The following is a 25,078-nucleotide window of genomic DNA, read 5'->3' on the forward strand; positions in this document are numbered from 1 at the left end:
TTTAATTCGTGACTCTATCGAGGAGAATAACAGAGTAGGACAGGAGCGGAATGAATTGGAGGATCTTATCCAGGCGTCGGCTGGCAGCTGAGTCACCAACTGTAATAATGTCGTTTGGATAAATGATCGGGTCTACGTAATTCCCTCGCTGTATTGCAGCGATGTTGAAAACTCCAATATAACGTTTGTCATCAACATTTCGAATGACCAGAACTTCGTTCTTCTTGGCGTATTTATCCAGCCCTCCCGCCTGATTGATGGCCTTCGACAATGTAAGAGGGATGTTCGCAGGATATGTGCCTGGTTTAACCACCTGCCCACCGATCGAATACACCGGTATATTTTCTTCGCTCGTCAGCACAGTCACCTGTGGATCACGGACATAGCGACCAGCAAGTGCATCTCTGATCTTGGCAGATACAGTAGTTGTGGTTTCTCCGGCTGCGTGAACCGACCCGGCCAAAGGAAGCAGCAGATTGCCTTCTTCGTCAACCATGAATTCACCACTCAATGGTTCAGAGTTGAGAACATTGACCGTCAACTTTTCGCCCGGCATGACGCGGATTTTGAAGGCATCATGTGGCGCAGGAAGAGAGGTAAGATCGGTTACCTCAACACCAGGTGATTGGCCGTACGGCTGGGTCGATGCGCATGCAGATGTGAGTAGAAGCGCCAATCCGGATGCAAACAACCTTTTGAATTTCATGATAATTCTCAATTTACTCATCGCTCGCATTTAGCATCCGCCCACGCTTAAGCGCAGCAAGCATAGCATCAACGCAAAGTCCGGTGGATGCTCTGATTCTTCGATCACGTTGGCGAAGTTGATGGGGGTAGCTTTTATTGAGTTGCAGCCTTTGTGTCGATGCGTTTGCGCTAGATTCTGCGAGCCTCCCCCTTAGGGGATATATTCTCGCATTCAACTGTGAAGTGGCTCGCCAGTTCCTTTCGCCGGAGTGTGGCCGTAGATGATATTGTTGAATGCCCGGAATATGGTGTCTTTCAGAACCAGAGGCTTTTGACGTGCATTTCTCAATAGATCTTAGCGGCTAGCGTAAGGTGGCGGTTATGGCCTCAACTATGTGGGCGACCGAAAAATGACGTTCAAAGGCGCTTTCGCACTTAGCTTTAATATCTGTTTCGCGTTCGATGCGTTCCAGCAATTTAAGGCATTGCGCTTCGAGGTCATCGATATCGTTTGTTTCGCACGCCTCTCCTACGCCTTCCTCCGCGATCAACGTAATTAAGTCATTGCCGGGATTGACATTAGCGAGAACAGGAATGCCGCTGCGGATATAGGTCAGAAATTTGCCAGGGATATTGTGTGACTTGTGTTGATGGTTGAGTGCCACGATCCCCACGTGGCATTGTGTATACAACTCGGGGATTTCATCCGGTTCGATTTCATCATGGAACAATACATTTTTGAGTTCGAGCGATTGCGCCATGTTCCTCAATCGCAGTGTGTCACCGCCGCGCCCGACGAAGAGAAAGCCGAGATCCTCTCGCTTCTGCATACGGTCTGCAAGCTGCAGGATGATATCCATACCCTGCGCAACGCCCATGTTTCCAGCATAAACCAGAACCTTGCGACCGCAAAGAGGTGTTTGATCGATTCTGATCGATGAAGGGACGATCACTGGTTTGTCCAACCAATTAGGCAAAACTTCGAGTACACGATCGGGAGACTTTCCGGCCCAGCGATCGAAGTATTTGATATTACCTGGAGTCTGGACGCCAATGATATCGGCCTGTCGATACTGGTTTTCTGCAACGCGGCGAAAGAAGCTATAGATCAGTCCTTTACGGAGAAGGCCCAGATCGAGGGCCCATTCCGGGAAGATATCACGAATTATTAGGTAACCTTTGCATCGACTCGTTGCCTTGAGGGCACGGACAAAAGGTGCATGAAAAATCGATGGGGAATACCATATGACAGCGTCCCACCGATCCGTGACTAGGGGACTCTTCCGGAAATTGCGGAGCATCGCAAAGGGCATGAGAAATTCATTGAGTGTACGCCGTGCGTATCCGAGATCCTTGATGGTGGGCGCTCGCAGTCGTACGATACGGACATCTTCCCACTCCTGCACATGCCAAGGCCTGTCGATGTCGGAATCCGGGAGGAAAACCGTTAGATCATGTCCTTGCCGAGCAAATTCGCGCGACAGATCGCGCAATTGGACCGCGCCTGAAGTTCTGAGCGGAGGAAAGGTATCGGCGACCAGAGCGATCTTCATCGCTGCGACTTCAATATTTTTTCCAAACCACCCGATTTACATAATCGGTATAGCTATGAACGATTCGCAGTATCTTGTCGCTTACATTATTTGTGCTGTAATCTTGCACGATTTGCAAATCTCGGCTGTCGCCCCGTCCTTGCTCTGCAAGAATGGCGAGGCCTTGCTTGATGCGGTCGCGATCAAGGCCCACCATCATGACTGCCGCCTCTTCCATTCCTTCTGGTCGCTCATGTGCTTCGCGCAGATTGAGGGCAGGAAAGTTCAGAATCGAACTCTCTTCAGTTATCGTGCCGCTATCAGAAAGCACGACCTTTGCATGTATTTGCAGGTTAATATAATCGTGGAATCCAAGTGGTTTCAGTAGCCGTACACGATCATGAAAAGTCACCCCCAAGGCATCGACCCTCTTTTGGGTTCGGGGATGCGTAGAGACGACAACTGGCAAGTCATAATCTTCAGAAATTGTATTGAGGGCAACGACTAATTTTGTGAAATTCCGGTCACTTTCGATGTTTTCTTCTCTGTGAGCGCTAACCAGAAAGTATTGGTTGTGCTCAAGCCCAAGCCTGTCGATTGCGCCTGATGCCTTAATTTGCGGCATATAATGGTGTAGTACTTCACTCATTGGACTGCCGGTTTTGATAACGCGATCGGGTGGTAGCCCTTCTCGCAGCAGATATTCTCGGGCAATCGTACTGTAAGTGAGATTGATGTCGGCGGTATGATCGACAATGCGTCGGTTGGTTTCTTCTGGCACCCGCATGTCGAAGCAACGATTTCCTGCTTCCATGTGAAAAATCGGAATTTGCCGACGCTTGGCAGGAATGACAGAGAGGCAGCTATTGGTATCGCCTAAAACCAAAAGAGCTTCAGGTTGGATATCTGCGATCACTTTGTCGACTGCGGTAATCAGGTTTCCAATCGTATTGGCCGGGCTGCAGCTGCCATCAGCGCTATTCAGGAAATGATTTGGCTTGCGAATCTGGAGGTCGTCAAAGAAAATTTGATTGAGCTCGTAATCATAGTTCTGTCCTGTATGCACAAGAATATGATCGCAATGTTCATCGAGGACAGCGAGAACGCGGGAAAGGCGAATAATTTCTGGTCGCGTTCCGACCACAGTCATGACTTTGAGCTTTTTCATTTTAAACCGTGCTGGGAATTGTATCTGGCCGTTCGCGATCAAAGATCTCATTAGCCCATAGCATTACGATCAATTCATCATCCCCGACATTGGTGACGTCGTGCGACCATCCGGGAATTGATTCAACGATTTGCGGCTTCTGGCCTGAGGTCGTTATTTCGATTGCTTCGTTCGAGAGGAGGTGTCGGAACCGAAACCGGGCCTGACCTTGCATGACAAGGAACTTCTCGGTCTTTGTGTGATGATAATGTCTGCCGCGTATTATGCCTGGCTTCGCCGTGAAAAAGCTGAATTGGCCACTGTCAGCGGTTTTCAACATCTCTACGAATACACCGCGTTCATCGCCGTATGAGGGAATGTCATAGGCAAAGCGATCGCTGGGTAGGTAGCTTAGGTACGTGGCATATAGGCACCGGGTAAGGCCTGTGCCGACGCGATCTGTCAGTAATGTTTCACGCGAAACGGGAAAGGCCGAAATCTGGTGTGCCAGCCGGCCTAGAGTTATCTCGTATTCCGGCGAAACGGACCCCCAGTGCAGCCCCGGCCTTGCTCCGTGGAGAAATGGTAGGAATGCCTCGACGACGTCGTCGATGTATACCAGCCGAATGGTCTTATTCGGGTCGTCAATCCGAATTGGCAGGCTTCGGGCAATGTTGTGACAAAATGTCGCAACGACCGAATTGTAATTCGGGCGGCACCATTTGCCGAACACTCCGGGCAGGCGGAAGATAATGGCCGGGGTGTCAATCCGCTCCGTCAGCGCACGAATCGCTTCCTCTGCGGCAAGCTTGCTTTTACCATAAGGGTTATCGCAAGCCGCTTGCGTGGATGAAGTGAAAAGTAGTGCGATCCGCCGTCCTGTCGCGGCAAATTCTTCCTCAATTGCCTGACAAATCGATGTCGTGAGCCCGGTGTTCACCTGGTCGAAGGCGTTCGGGTCTTCCGGTCTGTTTTCGGCCGCGAGATGGATCACTACATCCGAGCTGGAAACGCGTTCTTTCAATTGCGCGACGGTATCGTCCCTGCTGAAAGTCGACAGCTTCAGGTCGTTGATTTCTTGCAGTCTGATCGACAGATTGCGCCCTACAAATCCATTCGCGCCTGTAATCAGAATCCGGATGGGTTCGCGCGTCATTGAGCTACTCCTCAGGTTCCACGTGCTCCCCGCGAACCATAGCCTGCATAAAGCGCAGCTTCATCAAAAGCGATTTCATTCCCTCCACATCCAGTCGAGTGGTGTTGTGTGAGTTATAATCTTCGGCCTCGGAAATCCGCACTTCGCCTGCTTCGACGAATTTGCCGTAGTTCAAATCGCGCAAATCTGGCGGGACGCGGAAATACCCCCCAAGATCCTCCGCCGCCACCATTTCTTCCCGGCTTAGGAGAACCTCGAACAGTTTCTCGCCATGGCGGGTGCCGATCGTGTTGATCGGATGGTTTGGAGCACCCAACAGATCAGTCAGGGCTTGGGCTAAGGTTGCGATTGTCGCTGCAGGTGCTTTCTGGACAAAAATCTCCCCAGGATTCCCGTTTTCGAAAGCATACAAAACCAGATCGACCGCATCATCCAGAGTCATCATGAACCGGGTCATGGTGGGATCAGTAATGGTAATCGGCTCTCCCGCACGGACTTGATTGGCGAAGAGAGGGATAACCGATCCGCGCGATGCCATCACATTGCCATATCGAGTGGCGCAGATCACGGTCTGGTCGCTGGAGCGTGACTTTGCGACGATAACTTTTTCCATCATCGCTTTGCTGATGCCCATCGCGTTGATTGGATAGACGGCCTTATCCGTACTCAGGCAAACAACCCGCTTCACCCCACATGAAATAGCGGCCTCCAGCGTGTTTTCGGTCCCCAACACATTGGTTTTCACCGCCTCAAGCGGGTGAAATTCGCACGACGGCACCTGCTTTAACGCGGCCGCATGATAGACATAGTCTGCTCCGCGCATGGCAGGCAGGATCGACTGATAATCCCGCACATCGCCAATGTAGAATTTCAGCTTGGGATCGGCATAGCGCTTGCGCATGTCGTCCTGCTTCTTCTCGTCCCGACTGAGGATACGGATTTCCTTGAGGTCGGAATCGAGAAAACGGCGCAGCACGGCGTTGCCGAAAGAGCCGGTACCACCAGTAATCAGCAGGGTCTTGTCAGAGAACAACGCGGCCACTCCTCACGGAAATCTCACAGCTACCATTCATGATCGACAATACTCCTGAACATCGAGATATTTTCCCGGCGAATATCACTACTTTTGGCAAAATTTCGCCCATAACTCTCGACTGCTTTGCGGAGGCGGGTGTGTTCGTCCTCATCAAGCGCGGCCATGGCGTCGATAGCACTTGCCCAACCGGTGCGGTCTCGAAGGGGGATAACGTTGATGCCATCTTCTTGCCCCCCCTGCCAAGGGGTTTTGTCACTCACAATCACAGGGGTACCCGCGCATATTGATTCAAAAATGACGTGCCCAAAGTTTTCACTATGGGTCGGGAATGCAAATAGATCATATAGGGCGAAAGTTGAAGCGACATTGTTATGTTCGAGTGGGCCATAGTAATTGGTGCATATGTTTCTCGGCAATGAGGAAATTTTCAATTTACATGCGTGCCAATATTCCATATCTTCAATCGGACCAAATATGTCGAGTATGATATTTGATCGGGACATTTGTAAAATATCTAAAAGCCCGTCTAAGTTTTTAATTGGTGAAATTCGTGATATAAAAACAATACGAATCTCTCCAGCGACTTTTTCCTTTCTGACATGAGCCGCCTGACGGCTAAGTGCTCTATCAGAAACGGGGTCGAGCGCTACCCGAATTCGATCCCTTGCGTCAGGGAAGACTTTTAAAATGTCATCGGCTTCCATTTTACTTGAAGCATGCCAGAAAACATCCCTATATAGCCTAAGTAAATTTGAATTTTTAATATAAAAAAGCTTCCTGAGGCGTTTTATTTTAAGGGCAGCAGGCGAAAACTCTCCTCTCGGGGCAATTATAATGGGAATCTTGCCCGTAGTGGTTTTTTGTGCAAAATAAGGCCCAATGGAGCCCTTGGCGCTAAAAAAACTATTAAGGTAAATCGCGTCAAAATTTCCATCGGACATGATCTTTTTAATTCCAAGCGGCCCAAATTGGGCTGGCGGAGCGTAAAATATCGGCCCGTTCGGCCGTTGCAGCCAGCGCCCAACCTCCACATTATCATAGGAGGAAACATCCCCCAGATCCCGGTCGCGAGTGAAGATGCACAAAGAGACTTCTGGGTTTAGTGTTTCGCGCATATTTGCGATTGTAGTGATTGGCCCACCCGCCTTGAATCCTGGCTGGTAATAATCGGCAATGCATAGAATTTTAAGCATGCAGCCATACTCCTCGTTATCAACCGATTGCTGGGCTCTTTGCTTGAGCACTTGCGTTTGAAGCTGGCTGGCGTCGAGAGAGTATTTGAGCGAAAAATAGCGACAATGGAATTTCTGGCCTCAGTAGGAATGCCTCAAACATCGACAAAATTAGAAAAGTACTTGCCATTAAGAGTGTAATATTTCCCTGCCTCCTAATGTTAAATAAATATAATAATAAAATAATAGAGCTTCCAATAGCCCCAATTCCGGAAAGAAGCATCAAATATCCGCTATCTACGTCCTCCCCATCCAATAATTTCCATCCAGAAATTATTTCCCATATTGATTTATTTTGCAAAAAATTACCATATAAATAGGGGCGGTTGCTAAATAGGTAATTCATCTCTCTGTTGCTGTTATTAATCATGTAATACGTTGCCGCAATACAGATCAAAGGCGTTATATATGCAAAAAGCAATAATGCCTTTCTAAACCATAAGTATCTCTTGAGAGACGTATTTGCCATCATTAAAATCGCCGAAATTATCAATCCTGCCATAGCTGTGCGACTATCAGTTCTCAGGAAGACGGCAACCGCCAAGCCAACGGCAAGTATTGCAAAAAATAACTTTGCTTTTGAGTACTTTATATGGATCGCGTAAATAGACAGCAGTGCAAAAGAAAGGTAAATTGCTGACGCTTGGTTTGCGTTTGCGAATCCCAACGTGGACCGTAAACGATTGCCAAAATTTGTTGTCGTATCTGCAATCTGACCCGACATCAATAAGGCAATGTGAACAAATACCAATATTGAAGTTACTATAAGAATTGTATTTATGGACTTATTTTTTCCAATTAATTCTAGACTCATTGACATCATTACAATGAATACAATATTTGCTCCAATATAAGATTGATTGAGAGTAAGCATGAAAAAAAGTGCAAGAAGTGGAAATGTATATTTCGCAGATATCGATTTATCAATAATAATGTTAACTGAAAACAATGTTGCTGAAATAATTCGGAAATAAATTTTGTATTCTGGGTCTATTACAGACGTTGATGTAGATAGGAGGTATCCTATATATAGAACAAGAAGTCCTATTAAATTAATAACGAAACTTCTTCTCATTCTAAAGGAATATTTGTTTTTCCTAATAAATCGATGTGGATTTTTGTATTCATATTTTGTCCCCGACATGCGCTAGTCTCTATACTTCAAAGATCAGATTGAAAGATAATGTATACATATTTTACATGGATTTGAGTATATATGGGTATATTGCGGCAGACAGTTTTTGTGCTGGCTCACAGGGAAGAAGAAAGTTTAATGATTGATCGAATGTAGAATAATAGTAAGCGCAAACGAAATCTTCGTTGTACTGATCGTCCCAATCAATTGGCTGGGCGAGTTCGGTGCACAATAAGTGGTGTAACTGTGTTGGATTGTCGCAACGTGTTACCCCCTTGTGAAAAGAATAGAACACGTCGCCGTAAAGCAGCACTCGCTTTTTGAGGAGCAATGCTTCGTAACCAACAGTGCTTGTGAGCGTCAAAACCCCTCTGGATGCCTTGATAAGTTCCTTGGTCGGCTCGCCGGGGCCAAGGATCACCACATTAGGTAGCCTCTGCAAATCGCGATAAAACGATACAGGAGGGAATGCCCAGGCACTCATGTGGTCCTTCACGTACAGTCGCATACCTTCAGGCAGATTGAAGGCAATGTTTCTGATCACCTCATACTCGTTGAGGTAGGTGCCTGCGAGGATAGATGTTGAAGACTCGGGATGGAAGTGCAGCGGATAGAGGAAGAAGTCCGCTTCATAATCCGGAGAGGAATAGAAATTCCGCACCTTTCCGGTTCGTAACCGCCGTTTCAGATTGCGAGCGAACAGGTTGAAATGAGTCCGTAGCGGATTTCCAACCTGAAACGCACTCGTTCGATCATCGCCCAGGTGACGGAATAGCGATTTGGCCTTCTTCAGCCGATCGCGACGCAGATATCGTTTGAGGATGCCGACATTGTCGAGACCGTTTATCTTCATGTAGTCGGGAACGGTCTTTTCGATGCCGGCCAGATATTCGCGCACCCAGTTCCGCACCTCTGCAGTGGGAACAACAGAACCTGTCTGGATATCGCCAAAGGCGCGTTCAACCACCTTGTCGTTCCATGGGTCTGCCGTGATGGCAAACCTACCCGGCAAACGGGATGGTGAAAGCCCGACATATTGGGCACCATTCTGCTGAGCCATGAACAAGGCAAAATGCGCGAACGTATTGGATACGTTCTCGTAAATGACTGTATCGATTTGATGATCGGCGATGATCTGTTCAAAAAAGCCCAGCAGAGTGCTTTTTAGGCGATCAAAGAAGGGGGTGTCCGCCTCTTCACCCCATATATTGTAGATTTGCGAACGCTCGAAATCTGAAAGGAGGGCGCCGTTGAGATTATAGTGAGAATAGCGCCTTAACGTATCATGGTCGATTGCGTTTGAGGTGTAGTATTCAGAAAAGGTATGCACGGTGGCAAACTCGAGCGTGTCGAGCTGGTTCTCCTCTCGGGAAAACGTGGAATCCACTGCAATGTGGACACTGTGCCCATCATTGTGCAGTAAGCGCGCCAATGCATTGAAAAAATTAAAATAATTAGGCGCACTATTGGATAGGAGCAGAATATTCATGTGGCGATCAGTCGGCGATCAGTTCTGATGTGACCGCTGTATTGCGATTGACGCTCACGATAACCTTCTTGCCGATCAAGCTGTCGAGATGCTTCGGCGCCAGCCCATATCCAGGGCGAACACTTCGAACGGCGTCTTCGGTGATAACTGCCCCGGCTTCTAAATCCTTCACGAAATAGAGCGAGCGGCGAAATTGGACATTCCCCTGTTCGCTTGATTTGCGCCCATAATCGATATTACCGAGTGCGGACCATGCGGTCTTTGCGTCGCGGCATAATGCGGCAAGATCAGCTGGTTCCAGCGAGAAGCTGTCGTCCGGGCCGCCACCGCTGCGATCGAGTGTAAAGTGTTTTTCAATGATCGATGCGCCTAGTGCAACGCTTGTTATGGCAGTCGTATTATCGAGTGTATGGTCCGAAAGGCCGGTAACCAGCCCGAACCGCTCGATCATATCGGGTATTGTCCGGAGGTTGTAATCTTCGGCAGGAGCAGGATAGCCGCTGACACAGTGTAGGATGGCCAATTCCTTGCATCCGCCATCTCGTGCTGCCTCAATCGCTTCGGCGATCTCCTCCTCATCCGCCATGCCAGTCGATATTATCATTGGCTTACCAGTGGTTGCCACATATCGGATCAGGGGCAAATCGACTGCTTCAAACGAGGCAATCTTATACGCAGGTGCACCAAGATCTTCCAGCAGATCGACGGCAGTATTGTCGAATGGTGAGCTGAAAATGGTGATGCCGACTTCACGAGCCCGGTCGAACAGCGGTTTGTGCCATTCCCATGGCGTATGCGCTTCCGCGTAAAGGTCATACAGCGTTCTGCCATCCCACAGGCCGCCCGAAATGCGGAAGTCGTCGCTATCGCCATCGAGCGTAATCGTGTCAGGCCGGTAGGTCTGCAGCTTCACTGCGTCGGCGCCTGCCTCCTTGGCAGCGTCAATGATTGCAAGAGCCTTATCGAACTGCCCGTTATGGTTTGCTGACAATTCCGCGATAACATAGGGAGGGGAACTGGCACCGATAGCGCGGTCCGCGATCTTGAAACTCCTACTCATAGAGCTTCTCCAAGGTAATTTTGTAGGTGTGCCCTCGAAATCGAAAATGCGCAGGAAACCGCTCGGGATCGCACACTCGAATGAGGTCGAACTGCTCGCCAAGAGGCATGTCTATGGAAATCTCGCTATCATCGGGGGTTCTTTTCCGGTGGTAGGTTACCTTTTGGGTGCTGTCCTGCGCCTCTGGCCGGATAGTCTCGAAGTTGGCAACCGCGAAATCGATTAGCTCAATCTCAGCCGAGAAAAGAGCCTCGTTAATTTCATCCGACAAAAAATGAGACGGGATGTCAATCGTAAGCTTGTGCCAAATGTCCCCGCTATCGATTGTGTCTTCGGCTTCTAGTAGCGTAACGACGAGATGGTCGGCGCCCCCAACAATGCTCCACACATGAGGGCTCCATCCTCGCCCGGTGGGCAAGTCGCTTGCATGGATAACCAACACCTTCTTGAACTTGTCGCGATCGGCTTTTTCGATCTTCTGTGAGCAGGAAATCAGAAAGAGAATTTCTCCGCCTACTACATCATGGATATCATCCACCAACGAAACATTGAGAGCTTTGCCGTTGAGTTTCGCCCATGCTCGCAAGTGCGGCATTACGGGATGGCGACGATCACTGCAAAGGAGGGTAACATTCATTGCTTTCGGCACATCATCTCTCCAGAAACGCGCTGTGCTCCCTCCCCATCGGTGACCGCCGCGGCAGCGCGGCTCATCGCGGCAAGGCGGGAAGGAAGATCGCGCGACGCAAACAGGTCCATAAAGGTTGAATGCATCGAATCCATATCGCATTCGAGCGCAGCCCCGGACTGGACAACCGCTTGCGTGATGCGTTCCTGATTGGCGGCGATCGAGGCCAACACGGCTGGAAGACCAACGCTACACCGTTCCCATGTGGTGCTCCCGCCCGCGCCAATTGCCACATCGGAGACTGACATCAATTCCGCCATATTGGTTACGCCCACTTTCACCGATGTAGCGACGCGCATTCCGTTTGTGAGTTCCCGTATATCGGCAAGCCAAGGTGCGTGAGGCCCCATTACGGCGACCACGTGGACGTCCTCTGGTAATGGACAGTCATTGAGCGCCATCAACACTTGGCGGGTGAAATTGCCTTTGTCCACACCGCCCATGGTTACGAGAATTTGCTGCAAAGTCGGCGAACTGCGTCGTCTAAGGCTGGCGTCGCGCGCTTCTGAGAACTCAGGGCGGAGAAGTGCGTATTCTGGCCCCATCAACAGGTGCGTATTGCGCGATGCCCGACTCGCATAATCTGCTGCATCGCGGCCAAGGTTTTGATCGAGGAGAAGATCGCAATCGTGCGCCCGGTCGGCAAGATCGTCGATCACCAACAGTTTGATGCAGCTCTCGCGCATTGCGCGTTCCCATTGTATATCAAGACCGTAGTGATCGACCACAAGCCAATCGACTGGCCCCATCGAGGAGAACGTTGAGAGCGCGGATTGGCTGTCGCCTGCATCATTTTCCCAAGATGTTCCTAGCCACGCCGCATGTGGAGGTTGACCGTCCGCAGTAACGCCCTTCTGCAATGATGAACTGGGGTGTTCATCCAACACGAAGGCGGTAAAGCCTTGGCGCTCGATTTGTTCAAGCAAATGGCCTTCATGGGCGCGAGACAGGAAAATGCACTCCGCTCCACGCGAGCGCAGCATTGACGCCAACGTCAGGCAGCGCATGACATGGCCTGTGCCGATTTCCAGCGATGCATCCGTGCGAAAAGCTACGCGCATGTTTGAGGCACGTAGTTCACCCACTATAGTGTCTGCACCTTAAAGAGAAGCTCTGCACGTTGCCAGTCATCCGGTGTATCAATGTCCTGAACGCGATAGCGTGGTAACTTGATAGGTGCTGCATGAGGTCCAAACAAAGGCTGTCCAGAAAGCCAGGCACTTGCTTTCCCCCAATAGAATTGGCCCGCGTCGTGCCACGCTTCTTCAAGGTCTTGCGAGCGGGACGCGAACTGCTCTGGCTCAAACATCTCCAGTCGGTCGTCGGCATTCAGGCGCAGGGCGCGTTGAATCGGCGCGGGATAGTCCGTAATAGTGAACGCAAATTCAGCCCCGGTTCTATGCAGGATGTCGAGCCCGCGCCGCAAATCGGCAACCTGAACGAATGGTGCGGTCGCGTAGATGCAACACACATCATCAACTGGATGATGGTGCTCGTTCTCCCAGCGAATGGCATCAGCTACGACGGGTATCGTCCCGACATAGTCATCCGATAGCTCGGGTGAGCGAACGAAAGGGGTTTCCGCGCCGTATGCACGCGCGACTTCTGCAATTTCGGCATCATCGGTACTCACGATGATGCGGTCGAACAGGGCACTCTCGATCGCTGCAGCTATCGAATAAGAGATCATAGGGCGGCCGGCGAAGGGTCGGATATTCTTGCGTGGAATACGCTTGCTGCCGCCCCGTGCCGGTATAACGGCAAGCCTCATTGTTGAAGCGCAGCCCTTAGGGAAGCGACAACAAAATCCTGCTCGTCAGAAGTGAGCGAGGGGTGCATCGGGATGCTGATCGCCTCGCGGTAGTACTGTTCGGACTCTGGGTGATCGCCCCAGTCGAAGCCCATCTTCTGATAATAGGGCTGGGTATGAACGGGGATGTAATGGAGATTGACCATTATGTTCCTGGCCCGCAATTCCTCGAACACCTCCTTGTGAGTGATCGGCGCGATTTGCTCCAGATTCAGACGAATCACATATAGGTGAAAGGCGGAGTAGCTATCTGGGCTCTGCCACGGTGTTGTTAACGGAAGGTCCGCCAGCAACGCGTCATAACGTCTGGCAATTTCGTGCCGTCGCTCGACGTATCCGTGCAGCCGAGTCATTTGGCTTGCGCCGAGTGCTGCCTGAATGTCGGTCATCCGGTAGTTATATCCGAGTGCCACTTGCTGATAATACCATGGGCCGTCCATCTCATGCGTCATGAGCTGGGGATCTCGGGTAATGCCATGGCTGCGATATAGCGACATGCGGGTGGCCAGCGTATCATCGTTGGTCAAAGCCATCCCGCCTTCCCCGGTTGTCACGATCTTGACCGGGTGGAAGCTGAAAACGGTGATGTCGCTATAGCGGCCATTCCCGATCGGCTCTCCCTTGTACCGCCCACCGATGGCGTGCGAGGCATCCTCAATGACTTTGAAGCCATATTTTTCCGCCAATGCGGCGATCGCCGCCATGTCGCATGGCTGCCCGGAAAAATGCACCGGGATCACGATCTTGGGAAGGCGCCCGGCCCTTTCGGCCTTAATCAGTTTCTTCTCAAGCTCGACCGGGCAGAGGTTGTAGGTCTTGGGATCGATATCGACAAAATCGACACTGGCGCCACAATATAGCGCACAATTTGCAGAGGCGACGAATGTATTGGGTGTTGTCCAGAGCCAGTCTCCCGGCCCCAGCTCCAATGCGAGGCAGGCGATATGCAGCGCTGACGTTGCGCTGTTTACGGCAAATGCGTGACGGGCGCCGGTTTCTGCCAATACGGCCTGTTCGAACGCAATGCCGGCAGACCCTTGAGTGAGATTTGTCGAATTGAGCACTGCTGTGACGGCGTCGATGTCCGCCTGAGTGATATGCTGTTGGCCATAACGGATGATCATGTTTTGCTGCTGCCAAGATTTGGGGAGAGAGTCACGCTGCTTGCTGATATTGAGGGTGCGGTTGCAGCGCCCAATATGCAAGCGACTTAAAGATAAGAATCGATAGGAAAGCCAAATTCAGCGCGATTGGTATTGCCAGAGTACCATAAGCGTGGCCGAGGGCCCATGCCGCAATGGTGAAGACAGCCAAAGCGATAATGTGGCTTGCGATTATCGAGCGATCATGACTGCAAGCGTAAAGCGCATAGTGCGGTATCATGCCGAGGCAATTTAATGCCAACGCGCTCAGTATCCAAGGGAAAAGAGAGACCTTGGACAGATACTCTGCCTTGCCGATCCACGCGAGCAGGTAAGGGAGTAGTGCGAGGCTGACCACTGAGAACGCACCAATGAACAATATTGTTTGAAGCAGAGACTTTCGTAGAACTCGCTGAAAAGCCTCACGATCACCATGCTTGTGGTGGCGTATCAATGCTGGATAAGTGAATGCAAAGACACCGGCATCGAGAAATACCATCATCGAACTAGCTACGCCTGTAAACAAAACGTAGGCTGCTACTACTTCGACACCGCCAAGCGCTTCAATCCAGAAGCGATCCAAGGTTTGTATTGCCCGAAGTGCCAGTGTGGCTATCAAGAATGCAAAGCTGACTTTCAGTCCGCGCCGCGCCCAGCTCCAGTCGATTCGGTCATGCCAGCCCCCCATCTTGAGCGATGCCACCTTCCATACCCCGATAATGGCGGCCAGAGCGCCACCGAGAAACCACAATCCCAATACAACCCACAGAAGGCGGCTCGAAGGGTCCAGCGCCATCAATAGGACAGATGCGATCGCCCAACTGCCCTGCCGCAGAAACAAGATGATGCTGGCAGTGATTTGCTCCGAGAGTGCGATGAGCAAGCGCATGATTTCTTGATTGAAGTGCTCCAGCACCAGAATTGGTAAAAACGCGATAAGGGCGACGCTACTCCAGCCAAGCTTGCTCAAAACCACCAACGAGGCAGGGGCAACTACTAAATAAATGATCGCCGAAATACAGATCTGCGTTTTTAGGAAGTGACCTCTTTTTTTGGCAGGAGCGTGTACTATTTCACGAGTGGTAAAAACGTAAAAATCGAGGCCAACAATATATAGCGTGTAACCGACAGCTGCTGTAAAGAGCCCATAGTTACCCACTTCTGCAGGAGAGAGGAACTTGGCCAGGAAAAATATCAATAAGAACCGGGACCCTAGCGTTCCAAAGCGCAGGGTTATATTGATGATTCGGTTTCTTGCGTCTTCCAATGAAAAGCCTGAATATAAGATGGGCAATGTAACAAACGACTAGCTATTTGGCTCCGAAACCCGATGTCATTACGCGAACGGTTTTCATTACGATGAGTATGTCAATCCAAAGAGATGCGTTTCTCACATAATAAAAATCGAATCGTAGTTTCCTTGCGATGTCATCGACATCGGTAACATGCCCTTGGTTGACTTGGGCCCACCCGGTTATGCCAGGCCGCACAATATGCCTGTAGCGATAAAACGGTACAGACGACTCATACAACATGGATAAGTCGAGGGCTTCCGGCCTCGGACCGACCCAGCTCATGTCACCACGGATCACGTTGAAAATCTGTGGAAGCTCATCGAGGCGTGTCTTACGCAACACACGTCCCACACGGGTGATGCGCGGATCGTTCTCTGCAGTAATCACGTCGTTGATCTTGTCTACCTGTGGGTCGGTATTGTCCCTGCTTCGCATTGTGCGAAATTTATACACGCGGAATGTTTTTCCGCGGTATCCGACTCTGGTTTGGCGGAAGAAAACCGGCCCTGTTGAATCGATACGTATTATTGCAGCCAAGATGGCGAAAAGCGGGAGAAGCAGGGGGAGCAAGATTAACGAGCCTACCAAATCTGCAAGCCGCTTTGCGCTTAGATACGTCAGATTCGGGATCAATGAACCAAGGTTGTTTTCCCGCATATGATCAATGCGGACCTGTCCGGTGTATAGCTCGAGAACAGAACGATAGTGGTATACTGGCGCGCCTTGAATGGCAGCTTCGGCCAGAAATTTCTCCCAGGCAACAGGATGGGAAAAGTGCAGATCAGCGATAATTGAGCCCTCGAGGCCACCCTCTTCCAGAAGGGCCTCTGCTTGGTCGATTGAGAGCAGATCTTCTGGTCCAATCACTTCGTAAATCTCATTGATCCGACCGCCGGGTACGAGCCAGCGTTTCGGAATGCTGGCGCGCGTGAGGGCGGCGAATGTGAAATTCAAGAAGGTGGTAACCAGATAGGTCAATAACAAAATGACCAGACTATATGGAATACGGAGTATGCCGATAGCGAGGGCTGCGATCCCGAAGGACAGGGAGGTGATCGGCAAAACATATGAGAGGCGGCGGGAATAAGCGAAATATCTTAGCCGCTCCAGCCCATACCAACTGGCTATTGTGGCAGCCATACTAAGTAGCAAGCTATTGATCCCGCTCTCGATAATGAGAGGTGCAACATGCCCACGGAACCAGCCGAATGGAACCAGGCATACTCCGGTCAGCAGGATCAAAAGCTGCACCCATGCGCGGTCCAGAGGGTGGCCTTGGCGCAGGGTTTTTGGGGCAATCTCGTTCATGTCGGTATGATGGTTCGATCAAACGCTACGTTTCGTGTGCGGCAGAGTAGCGATCTAACCGAATTCCTTTCCCGGATGATTTGGTCTTTTCACTGCCTGGGCATCAGAAAACACCCATACGAGCAGTAGCGTGCAGAAACCGGCAAGCGCAGGAGTCCTTATGGGGTAGTCAACGAACGATGCGAGGGTGAGGAGGCCAAGAGAAATTAATGATGCAATCTGGAGAATGTGGTTCGCCAATCCTTGCCTGGTCAAAATCCGCAATCTCCATAGTAAAAGAACGGCGAAGCCACTGGCAATAACGATGCCGAACAAGCCGGTGGTAAGCAGTATTTCGACAAAGTCGTTATGCGCATGGTTTGCATACGCTGGGTTAAGTAAGGAATCTGGTTCCGCCATTCTGTACACACGCTCGAACGAACCTAGTCCCGTACCCCAAGGCAAATTATTGAGAGCTAGGTCGAATGTTTGCGGTGTGAAATCGGCACGTGCGTCTGCGCCTGGATCGGAGCCGAGCAGCCTGTCGAGCGCAAGGTTGCGACCCATCACTGCGGTAAGCACGCCAAAGCCGACCAAGGCCAGAATACCCACTCCCAATGGTGCAAATCGCCGTAGCTGAGACTGCTTTTTTGCCGAGGATGAGGATCGAGCCGGCGGTATGAACGAGATAAGTGCTCCTGTTGCGAGAACCGATATGAGAAGTGTCATCAGGCCTGCCCGCGAACCGGTCACCAGAGACAGAAGCATCAGGATCGCTGCACCTGCAGAAGCGATTACGATGTGTAAGGAGCCTGCATGATGATGGCTATCTCGACCATGCGAGCCCGTGCTTCTGCCGGTGTTTCGAGCCCAGACGAACAGCAAAGGAATCAGGCTGGATAGAAAAACCGCCTGGTGATTTCGGTTGGCAAAGAGCCCGACAGCGGCGCCATCGTTGGTGATACGATAAAGATAGAGTGGGCCGTGAGGATCGCCTGCAAGCTGAAGGGTGGCGAAGACAACACTCAACGCGCCCAGCGCCAGAATGACGCTAAGAAGGCGGATTTGATGATCTCTCCCAAGCTGCGCGCCTAGCACTAAAACGGCCAGAGGGACTGCGAGAGACATCAGCGCGTTGCGCGTCCCGGCAGGATCGAGTGTCCAGGGGCGCCACAAGTCCTGAAGGCCAAGAATGGAATCGATCTGCGCGAAAACTGAATGGCCGGGAAGATTATGCCAAATGGACGGAGGGAGTGGCACGAGCTGGACGATTGCTAATGCAATCATTGCTATTACAAGAGCAAATACAGGCCAATATTGGCGCATTTGAGAAGCAGTGAGCGTTATCAGTCCATATCCCAGGACTAAAATGGAAATTGGGCGCAATACGATCAATGCGGCCATATCCGGCCGAGAACTGCCTCCCGTGAGAAAAAGCAGAACGAAAAAACCACTCAGCGTCAGGAATTTTGCGTTGTCGGAGGTGAGCACCTCCTTCAAGCTCCGCTTCTGTGAAACAGAAGGAGCCGGTTTATGGCGACGTTTTGACTGAGTGCGACTCATAGAAATCCTGAACGCAACGGGCAGGCGAAAGCTGCCACGATGCGGTGGCTAACTAGTGAAAGGTGCTCTGTAGTCCCAGTTCGTCTATTCGTCCACTTTCGAGCAGCTTCGTCACAATCACCCCAACGCAATATCGGGCGCGTCTTCCTGTTTCATGCCGACCAGATGATAGCCAGCATCGACATGATGTGTCTCCCCGGTAACCCCGCTCGAAAGGTCGGACAGCAAGTATAGCCCTGCGCCGCCGACATCGTCGATGGTGACATTGCGACGCAAGGGGGAATTCAGCTCGTTCCATTTGAGAATGTAGCGGAAATCGCCGATCCCGCTGGCTGCCAGCGTCTTGATTGGGCCGGCACTGATCGCGTTCACGCGAATATTGTCGGGGCCGAGATCGTTGGCGAGGTACTGTACACTGGTTTCGAGCGCCGCCTTGGCCACACCCATTACGTTGTAATGCGGGATGACCTTTTCTGCACCGTAGTAGCTCAACGTCAGGATCGATCCGCCGCCGGAGCCGTCTTCTGCCTTGGGCGGCATCATGGCAGCGGCGCGTTTCGCCACAGCGACCAGACTGTAGGCCGAAATATTCATGGTCATCAGGAAGTTGTCGAGGCTTGTATCGAGGTACTTCCCGCGCAGTTCGTTCTTGTCGGAAAACCCGATGGCATGGACCACGAAATCTATCGTGTTCCATCGGCTTTTCAGCGTATCGAACGCGGTATCCAGTGCATCCATATCGGACACGTCGCATTCGATAAGGAAGTCGCTACCCAGTTGCTCCGCAAGTGGTTCGACCCGCTTTTTCAGGGCATCGCCTTGATAGGAGAACGCCAGTTCAGCGCCATGTTCGCTCAGTTTCCGGGCGATGCCCCATGCAAGGGACTTGTCGTTTGCCAGGCCCATTATCAGCCCGCGCTTGCCTGCCATCAGACCGGTCATCCCGATACCTCTTATACTGCTTTCCGGTTGTCGTGACGAAGTCCCTAAGCGTGTTTGCGCGCGAATGGGAAGTGCGTTCGTCGAATTTCCGCTCGCTTTGCGAGGGCGTGTTGCCGCGATGCCAGATGCGATTGACGCTACGACACCGAGCAGTGCCGCGGTGTCTCAGTCTGTTTCGCCCCCGCCCTCACCATCGCCCGCGCCGCCGCCGGCAGTCGCACCTGCGCGTCGTGCAGCTTCACGCATCCGATCGTCCACCTGACCAATCGTGTTGATTTCCTCCTCAGGCGTTTCGGCCAGTGCGGCGTTGAGTTCGGCGCCAAGCACCATGCCGAGCCCGACGAGATAGAAGAAAAACAGCGCAATCATGATCCCTGCAAGGCTGCCGTATGTCAGATCGTAGCTGAAGAAACGCCGGATCAGGGGCGGCAGGGCAACGGTTACTGCCAGCCACCAGATAGTCGTGGCCAGCGCCCCGGGCCACTTGGGGTAACGCCGTTGGCGATATGCCTTGGGCGTAAGCGTGTAGAACAACAGGTAGAGCGAGGCATAGAGACCGAATGCCGGGATCAGGCGCGACAGGCGCAGATCGGTGACTGCATCGCTCAGCCAGGGGAAATAGGCAGAAATCACTTCCTGCGCCGCCCCAATGATGACTTGCGCCAGCAGCGAAACCATCAGCAGCACGACAGATGCCACGATAACCCCGAACGAAAACAGCCGATACTTCCAGAATGCCAGCGTTGCGGGCGTACCATACGCCCGACGGAGCATGTCGCGGATGGTTTCGATGAGGCTGGAGACCGTCCATAATCCGACAAGGCCGCCCGCCCACAACAGCCAACCGCTGCGCGCCTCCACCACTGTGCGGGCGACGGGGCCGATCACGTTGCCTACCATCGGGGGCAGAGCATAGAGCACTGCATCGATCGCCGCTGCGCGTTCGCCCCCTTCGCCCACCAGCGAAAACAGAGCTGCGCCTAAAATAAAGAACGGGAAAATGGCGACAATCGCCATGTAGGCAAGGTTTCCGGCATGGATGAACCCGTCGCGATAGGCGCCCAGAAACACACGCTTCGCGATTTCGAAGAAACGCGTTCCGGGGCCGACTTTGCTTTCAACCCGCTGGCGCAAAGCTTCCGGATGGGTAAGCGCAAACCGCCGCCGTTCCTCTGGTGACAGCCCTTGAACCTGCCGCTCTTCTGGTTCGATTTCGATCCGGTGCGGCATTCGTCCCCCAATTACGGAAGCCGAGCTGGTGGTGTTGTCAGACCCCTAGGTCGGCGCGCGGATTGGAACGGTCCTGCCAGCCTTCGAGCTGTTTGGCCAGTTCGGAAATATCATCGGGCAATGCGATCTCGATAGTCACCAACTGGTTGCCACGTTTGCCATCTTTGCCCGAAAAACCCTTGCTGCCCAGGCGCATCACGGTCCCGCCGCTGGTTCCTGGTTTAATCGTCAGCATCACCGGGCCATCGACAGTGGGCACTTTCACTTTCGCGCCTTCGACCGCCTCTGTCAGAGTGATCGGCAGATCGAGCCGGACATTGTTGCCGTCTCGACGGAAGAAAGCGTGCGGTTCGACAGAGATCGTTACCAGCCCGTCCCCGGCACCGCCGGGACCTTGCTGTCCTTTGCCCTTCAGGCGCATCTGAGTGCCGTCTTCGACTCCGGCAGGCAGCTTGAGGTCGATCGTTTTGCCATCGGCCAGCGTGATCCGTTGGTCCGCACGCGTGGCAGCGTCGATAAACGGCACTTTCAGACGATAAGCGATATCCGCGCCCTTGGGTGGAGGGGCTTGCCGCCTTTGCTGGCCACCCATTCCCCCGAACCCACCAGCGAATCCGCCGCGCGACTGGCGAGCATCACCGCCGCCGAACAATCCCTCGAACAAGTCGGAAATATCGACATCTTCGGTACTGAAGCCGCCGCTGCGGGTTCCACCACCCATATTGGGATTGAATCCGCCACCGAAGCCGTCACTGCGGGCCCCGCCGCCCATTCCGGCGAACGGATTGGTCGGGTTGCCATCGGCATCGATTTCGCCGCGATCGAACTGTGCGCGTTTGTCTTTGTCGGCCAGCAGATCATAGGCCTGTGTGACTTCGCTGAAGCGTTCGGCCGCCTTTGGGTTATCCTTGTTCCGGTCGGGATGAAGTTCCTTCGCAAGTTTGCGATAGGCGGACTTGATGTCCTTCTCGTTTGCGGAACGGGAAACGCCCAGTGTGGTGTAAGGATCGGCTGCCATGCCGTGTTAGCTAGGTGTAGCAGCGCCCGCGCGCAAGCGGGCGGTTTAAATGGTAAGCGCACAACGATGTTGCGCGACGACAAGGCGCGGCAGGATTTTTCGATTCAGGGCTGTGTTCCATTCGAACCTTGCAGTAGGAGCGTCCCCTATGAACAACGCCGTATCCGAGATTCCCGCCACCGATCCATTCGCAATTTTCGGGGAATGGTTTGCCGAGGCGCGCGAGAGCGAGCCTAACGATTCGAATGCGATGGCGCTGGCCACGGCAACGCCCGATGGCGTGCCATCTGTCCGCATGGTGCTGTTGAAGGAATGGGGGCCGGAAGGATTCACGTTCTACACCAATGCAGAAAGCCGGAAGGGCGGCGAAATTCTTGCCAATCCGCGCGTCGCGCTGCTGTTTCACTGGAAAAGCCTGCGCCGCCAGATTCGCATCGAAGGGCCTTTGACGGAAGTCTCGCCCGAACGGGCGGACGCCTATTTCCATTCCCGCCCTTACGTCAGCCAGGTCGGATCGGCAGCATCCGACCAGTCGCGACCGCTGTTGGAGCGTGCCGAATATCTCGCCCGTGTCGCAGAGGTCGAGGAACAATATAGTGGCGGCGATGTGCCGCGCCCGGCGCACTGGACCGGATTTACGCTCGATCCTGTGGCGATCGAATTCTGGCTCGACCGACCCAACCGGTTGCACGACCGGCGCCGTTTTACCCGTACTGCGGATGGCGGGTGGAATAGCAGGCTGCTCTATCCATGACGGCGATTGCCAGCGATGAACGCGCGCGGCTGACCCGCAGCGCTGCACTGGCATCGATATCGATGGCGCTATTTCTTGGCGCCCTGAAAGGATGGGCGGCGTGGAAGACCGGGTCTGCGGCGATGCTGGGCAGCCTTGCCGACACGTCGCTTGATCTGATCGCGAGCATCGCCGCATTGATCGGAGTATGGGTCGCCGCACAGCCTGCGGATCACGATCACCGTTTCGGCCACGGCAAGGCAGAGGCATTGGCGGCGATCTTTCAGGTCATCCTGATCGTGATTTCCGCGATTGGCATTGCATGGCGTGCTGTCCAACAGCTGCTGAGCAGCACGCCAACACAGGCGGCGGACGATGGCATTCTGGTATCGACGATTGCGATCCTAGGAACATTTGCTCTGCTGGTGTGGCAGCGCCATGTGATCGCGCGCACAGGGAGCCTGGCGGTCAGGACCGACAATGTGCACTATAAGTCCGATCTGTTCCTCAACCTTGGCGTGATCGCCGCATTGGTTGTCGATCAATACCTCGGCTTTTCCTCTGCTGACCCTCTGTTCGGTTTGGCCATCGCCCTGTGGCTGGCATGGGGAGCGTGGCGGGCGGCAGGCGAAGCTATCGATCACCTGATGGATCGCGAATGGCCGGAAGAACGGCGCGAGGAATTTCTCGCGGTGCTGGCCAAGCATCCCGATATCCGCGGGGTTCACGATCTACGCACCCGCACCAGCGGGGCGGACGATTTCGTGCAGTTCCACATGGCGGTCGACCCGGGCATGACTATTGTGCAGGTTCACGACCTGATGGATCAGGCCGAAGCGCGGATCGCCAGGGAATTTCCCGGGGTGGAGGTGCTGATCCACCCTGACCCCGAAGGGCTGATCAATGAAACCGGTCAGGCGGCGGAAGAATTATTGCCCGGTGCAGGGGACGGGCAATGAACATCCCTTATTGGCATGTCGATGCTTTCGCCGACCGCCCATTCGCTGGCAATCAGGCAGCGGTGATGGTGCTGGATGAATGGCTACCCGATGCTGTGCTTCAGGCCATTGGCGAAGAAAACAACTTTGCTGAAACTGCCTTCCTCGTGCGCGATGCGAGCGGTGCGGCGGATTGGGAATTACGCTGGTTCACTCCCCAGATGGAAATTCGGCTATGTGGCCATGCAACGCTGGCCAGCGGGCACGTGCTGCTTGACCCGCCTAACGGTTTCGGCAGCAGTGACAGGGTGACGTTTCGCACACGCAAAGCCGGAATTCTCGAGGTGCGTCGCAGCGACGCCGGGTATGAAGTCGCTTTGCCGACAATTGCAACTCAGGCCAGCGCATGGTCCGAAGCGGTCGCGCTGCTGGGCGCAGTGCCAGTGGAAGTGTGGCGCAGCGACGATCGCTACGGCATCTATCTGTTCGATAGCGAAGCAACAGTGCGTGGGCTCGATCCCGATCTGCGCGCGCTTGGCAATCTGGGGGACGATCAGTTTATCTGCACTGCACCGGGCGCGCGAACCGATGTGGTTAGCCGGGTATTCGTACCCGGCGGCGGTGTGGACGAGGATTCGGTGACCGGATCGGCCCATGCAGCCCTCACTCCGTTCTGGGCGGAGAAGCTGGGCCGAAATGCGTTCACCGCACATCAGGCATCGGCACGGGGCGGCGATCTGACCTGTCGTCTTGATGGGGAACTGGCATGGCTCGGTGGGCAGTGCGTGACTGTAGTGGAAGGCCGCTTCTATTTGCCTGGATAAAGGTCGACCACATCGGCCAGTCGCGGCAGCAGCACTTTTCGCTCTTCCGCATCCGACTGACCCAATCGCACCACCGTCAGCTTGCGATCGGGATCGACGAGAATGTACTGCCCCATGTGGCCGATGGCGGCAAACAAGTCCTTCGGGCCGCGTGTGGCAAACAATGGATCTTCCTCGTTTTCCGCTTTGCGATTCAGCCATGTTTGCGCGCCATAATTGGCGGATCGCGGGCTGGGCGTCGTCATAAACTCGATCCAGCGGCGGGGGATCAACTGGCTCCCGCGATAAGAGCCCTTGTTGCGTAGAAACTCGCCAAATTTGGCCCAGTCGCGCGCGGTTCCCTGTATCACGCTGCCGCCGATCAGCGTGCCGCTTGCGTCGAATTCCGGCACCATCGAATCCATGCCCAGCGGGCCGAACAGGCGGCTTTGTAGGTAATCGGCCACTGCTCTGCGCCGCGCATCGGGATCGTCCGAGCGGCTGAGAACCCGAGCGGCGATGTCAGCCAGAATCACCGAGGTTGCGCTGGAGTATTCGAATTTGCTGCCCGGTTCTGCCTCTAGCGGCTGGCTCTCGGCGAAGTCGGCCATATCGTCGCGCCCGTCGAGGAACAGCATCCGCACTTCGCTCGATTCGTAGGGCGGATTGCCCGCTTCGGTGTGGCGCAGTCCGCTGCGCATTTGCAGCAACTGGCGCAAGGTGATTTCGCCGCGCGGATCGCCTGGGCGTCGCCAGCGCGGCACTGGCGGCGATTCATCGAGTCGCAGCCGCCCATCGGCTACTAGCATCCCGATCATCACGGCCGTTACGGTCTTGGCCATCGACCAAGATATGAAGCGGGTGTTCTTGTCATAGCCCGGTTCATATCGTTCGGCAGCGATGTAGCCGCCGTGCATTACCACGACCGCGCGGGTTTCCCCCAATTGCGAATCGACGAACAGATTATCGACTGCACGAGCCAGTTGCGCGCGCGGAGCGCCGGGATTTTTGGCCACGGCGGACATTGCTTCCTTGCTCAGCGGGGGAGGCGGTGCCTCCGCATCTGTGCCGCAGCCGGCAAGGGCTGGCAGGAAGGCGAGGCAAGCGATAAGGGGCGATAAATGGCGCATCGGTCGCGTCGCTTCTGGCATGGGG

Annotated in this window: 23 protein-coding genes; 3 read left to right on the forward strand and 20 right to left on the reverse strand. The window is 53.4% G+C overall.

From position 1 onward, the window contains the following. Window position 1: 1 nt before the first annotated feature. From D6858_RS14645 to D6858_RS14730, 19 genes are all read right to left on the reverse strand, one after another. Entirely contained in the window at window positions 2–727 is a 726-nt protein-coding gene (locus D6858_RS14645; RefSeq protein ID WP_165859715.1) for a polysaccharide biosynthesis/export family protein, read from the reverse strand. 322 nt (window positions 728–1,049) lie between these two features. After that, window positions 1,050–2,240, reverse strand: coding sequence for a glycosyltransferase family 4 protein (locus D6858_RS14650; protein ID WP_120112290.1), 1,191 nt, complete (start codon window positions 2,238–2,240; stop codon window positions 1,050–1,052). Between the two features lie 10 nt (window positions 2,241–2,250). Continuing rightward, window positions 2,251–3,387, reverse strand: coding sequence for a non-hydrolyzing UDP-N-acetylglucosamine 2-epimerase (gene wecB, locus D6858_RS14655; RefSeq protein ID WP_120112294.1), 1,137 nt, complete (start codon window positions 3,385–3,387; stop codon window positions 2,251–2,253). 1 nt (window position 3,388) lies between these two features. Continuing rightward, window positions 3,389–4,522 (reverse strand): UDP-2-acetamido-2,6-beta-L-arabino-hexul-4-ose reductase, encoded by a 1,134-nt coding sequence (gene wbjC / locus D6858_RS14660; RefSeq protein ID WP_240623862.1) that lies wholly within the window; start codon window positions 4,520–4,522, stop codon window positions 3,389–3,391. Window positions 4,523–4,526: 4 nt separating this feature from the next. Continuing rightward, on the reverse strand, window positions 4,527–5,555 hold the full coding sequence (locus D6858_RS14665; protein ID WP_120112742.1) for a polysaccharide biosynthesis protein: 1,029 nt from the start codon (window positions 5,553–5,555) through the stop codon (window positions 4,527–4,529). Between the two features lie 29 nt (window positions 5,556–5,584). Continuing rightward, a complete protein-coding gene (locus tag D6858_RS14670; protein ID WP_120112298.1) occupies window positions 5,585–6,751 on the reverse strand; it encodes a glycosyltransferase in 1,167 nt (388 codons plus the stop codon). Window positions 6,752–6,770: 19 nt separating this feature from the next. After that, window positions 6,771–7,934 carry a hypothetical protein gene (locus tag D6858_RS15680; RefSeq protein WP_133305306.1) on the reverse strand — a complete coding sequence of 388 codons (1,164 nt, stop codon included), beginning with the start codon at window positions 7,932–7,934 and terminating at the stop codon, window positions 6,771–6,773. A 52-nt stretch (window positions 7,935–7,986) separates the two neighbouring features. Further along, window positions 7,987–9,414, reverse strand: a complete 1,428-nt coding sequence (locus D6858_RS14675) for a capsular polysaccharide export protein, LipB/KpsS family (RefSeq protein WP_120112302.1) — start codon at window positions 9,412–9,414, stop codon at window positions 7,987–7,989. A gap of 7 nt (window positions 9,415–9,421) precedes the next feature. Continuing rightward, window positions 9,422–10,474, reverse strand: a complete 1,053-nt coding sequence (gene pseI / locus D6858_RS14680) for a pseudaminic acid synthase (RefSeq protein WP_120112305.1) — start codon at window positions 10,472–10,474, stop codon at window positions 9,422–9,424. Continuing rightward, on the reverse strand, window positions 10,467–11,123 hold the full coding sequence (locus tag D6858_RS14685; protein WP_205664968.1) for a hypothetical protein: 657 nt from the start codon (window positions 11,121–11,123) through the stop codon (window positions 10,467–10,469). Before D6858_RS14685 ends, pseI begins: the two co-directional genes overlap by 8 nt. Next, window positions 11,108–12,247 carry a UDP-2,4-diacetamido-2,4,6-trideoxy-beta-L-altropyranose hydrolase gene (gene pseG, locus D6858_RS14690; protein ID WP_133305307.1) on the reverse strand — a complete coding sequence of 380 codons (1,140 nt, stop codon included), beginning with the start codon at window positions 12,245–12,247 and terminating at the stop codon, window positions 11,108–11,110. Before pseG ends, D6858_RS14685 begins: the two co-directional genes overlap by 16 nt. After that, a complete protein-coding gene (pseF, locus tag D6858_RS14695) occupies window positions 12,247–12,933 on the reverse strand; it encodes a pseudaminic acid cytidylyltransferase (protein ID WP_120112314.1) in 687 nt (228 codons plus the stop codon). Before pseF ends, pseG begins: the two co-directional genes overlap by 1 nt. Then, the gene (gene pseC, locus D6858_RS14700) at window positions 12,930–14,096 is read right to left on the reverse strand and encodes a UDP-4-amino-4,6-dideoxy-N-acetyl-beta-L-altrosamine transaminase (RefSeq protein WP_205664971.1); all 1,167 of its coding nucleotides are present in this window, start codon (window positions 14,094–14,096) and stop codon (window positions 12,930–12,932) included. Before pseC ends, pseF begins: the two co-directional genes overlap by 4 nt. A 31-nt stretch (window positions 14,097–14,127) precedes the next feature. Next, on the reverse strand, window positions 14,128–15,381 hold the full coding sequence (locus tag D6858_RS14705) for a lipopolysaccharide biosynthesis protein (protein WP_165859716.1): 1,254 nt from the start codon (window positions 15,379–15,381) through the stop codon (window positions 14,128–14,130). Window positions 15,382–15,424: 43 nt separating this feature from the next. Continuing rightward, the gene (locus D6858_RS14710; RefSeq protein WP_120112319.1) at window positions 15,425–16,717 is read right to left on the reverse strand and encodes an exopolysaccharide biosynthesis polyprenyl glycosylphosphotransferase; all 1,293 of its coding nucleotides are present in this window, start codon (window positions 16,715–16,717) and stop codon (window positions 15,425–15,427) included. Window positions 16,718–16,771: 54 nt separating this feature from the next. Next, entirely contained in the window at window positions 16,772–18,259 is a 1,488-nt protein-coding gene (locus D6858_RS14715) for an O-antigen ligase family protein (protein WP_120112323.1), read from the reverse strand. 117 nt (window positions 18,260–18,376) lie between these two features. Continuing rightward, entirely contained in the window at window positions 18,377–19,201 is an 825-nt protein-coding gene (gene fabI, locus D6858_RS14720; RefSeq protein WP_120112327.1) for an enoyl-ACP reductase FabI, read from the reverse strand. A 165-nt stretch (window positions 19,202–19,366) separates the two neighbouring features. After that, the gene (locus D6858_RS14725) at window positions 19,367–20,431 is read right to left on the reverse strand and encodes a YihY/virulence factor BrkB family protein (protein ID WP_120112331.1); all 1,065 of its coding nucleotides are present in this window, start codon (window positions 20,429–20,431) and stop codon (window positions 19,367–19,369) included. Between the two features lie 37 nt (window positions 20,432–20,468). Further along, entirely contained in the window at window positions 20,469–21,449 is a 981-nt protein-coding gene (locus tag D6858_RS14730) for a DnaJ C-terminal domain-containing protein (RefSeq protein ID WP_120112334.1), read from the reverse strand. A 148-nt stretch (window positions 21,450–21,597) separates the two neighbouring features. Here D6858_RS14730 and pdxH point away from each other — a divergent pair, with 148 nt between their 5' ends. Genes pdxH through D6858_RS14745 form a run of 3 tightly spaced genes read left to right on the forward strand, consistent with a single transcriptional unit; the run spans window position 21,598 to window position 23,944 of the window. Beyond that, window positions 21,598–22,203, forward strand: coding sequence for a pyridoxamine 5'-phosphate oxidase (gene pdxH, locus D6858_RS14735; RefSeq protein WP_102154691.1), 606 nt, complete (start codon window positions 21,598–21,600; stop codon window positions 22,201–22,203). Then, on the forward strand, window positions 22,200–23,141 hold the full coding sequence (locus D6858_RS14740) for a cation diffusion facilitator family transporter (RefSeq protein WP_120112336.1): 942 nt from the start codon (window positions 22,200–22,202) through the stop codon (window positions 23,139–23,141). The genes pdxH and D6858_RS14740 overlap by 4 nt, the downstream gene beginning before the upstream one ends. After that, window positions 23,138–23,944 (forward strand): PhzF family phenazine biosynthesis protein, encoded by an 807-nt coding sequence (locus D6858_RS14745; RefSeq protein WP_120112339.1) that lies wholly within the window; start codon window positions 23,138–23,140, stop codon window positions 23,942–23,944. The genes D6858_RS14740 and D6858_RS14745 overlap by 4 nt, the downstream gene beginning before the upstream one ends. Here the strand turns inward: D6858_RS14745 and D6858_RS14750 are convergent. Continuing rightward, the gene (locus D6858_RS14750; RefSeq protein ID WP_120112342.1) at window positions 23,929–25,074 is read right to left on the reverse strand and encodes a serine hydrolase domain-containing protein; all 1,146 of its coding nucleotides are present in this window, start codon (window positions 25,072–25,074) and stop codon (window positions 23,929–23,931) included. The two genes, D6858_RS14745 and D6858_RS14750, sit on opposite strands and share 16 nt — an antisense overlap. Between the last annotated feature and the right edge of the window lie 4 nt (window positions 25,075–25,078).

Origin of the sequence: Tsuneonella suprasediminis, from assembly GCF_003605755.1 — a bacterium.
Lineage (GTDB): Bacteria > Pseudomonadota > Alphaproteobacteria > Sphingomonadales > Sphingomonadaceae > Tsuneonella > Tsuneonella suprasediminis.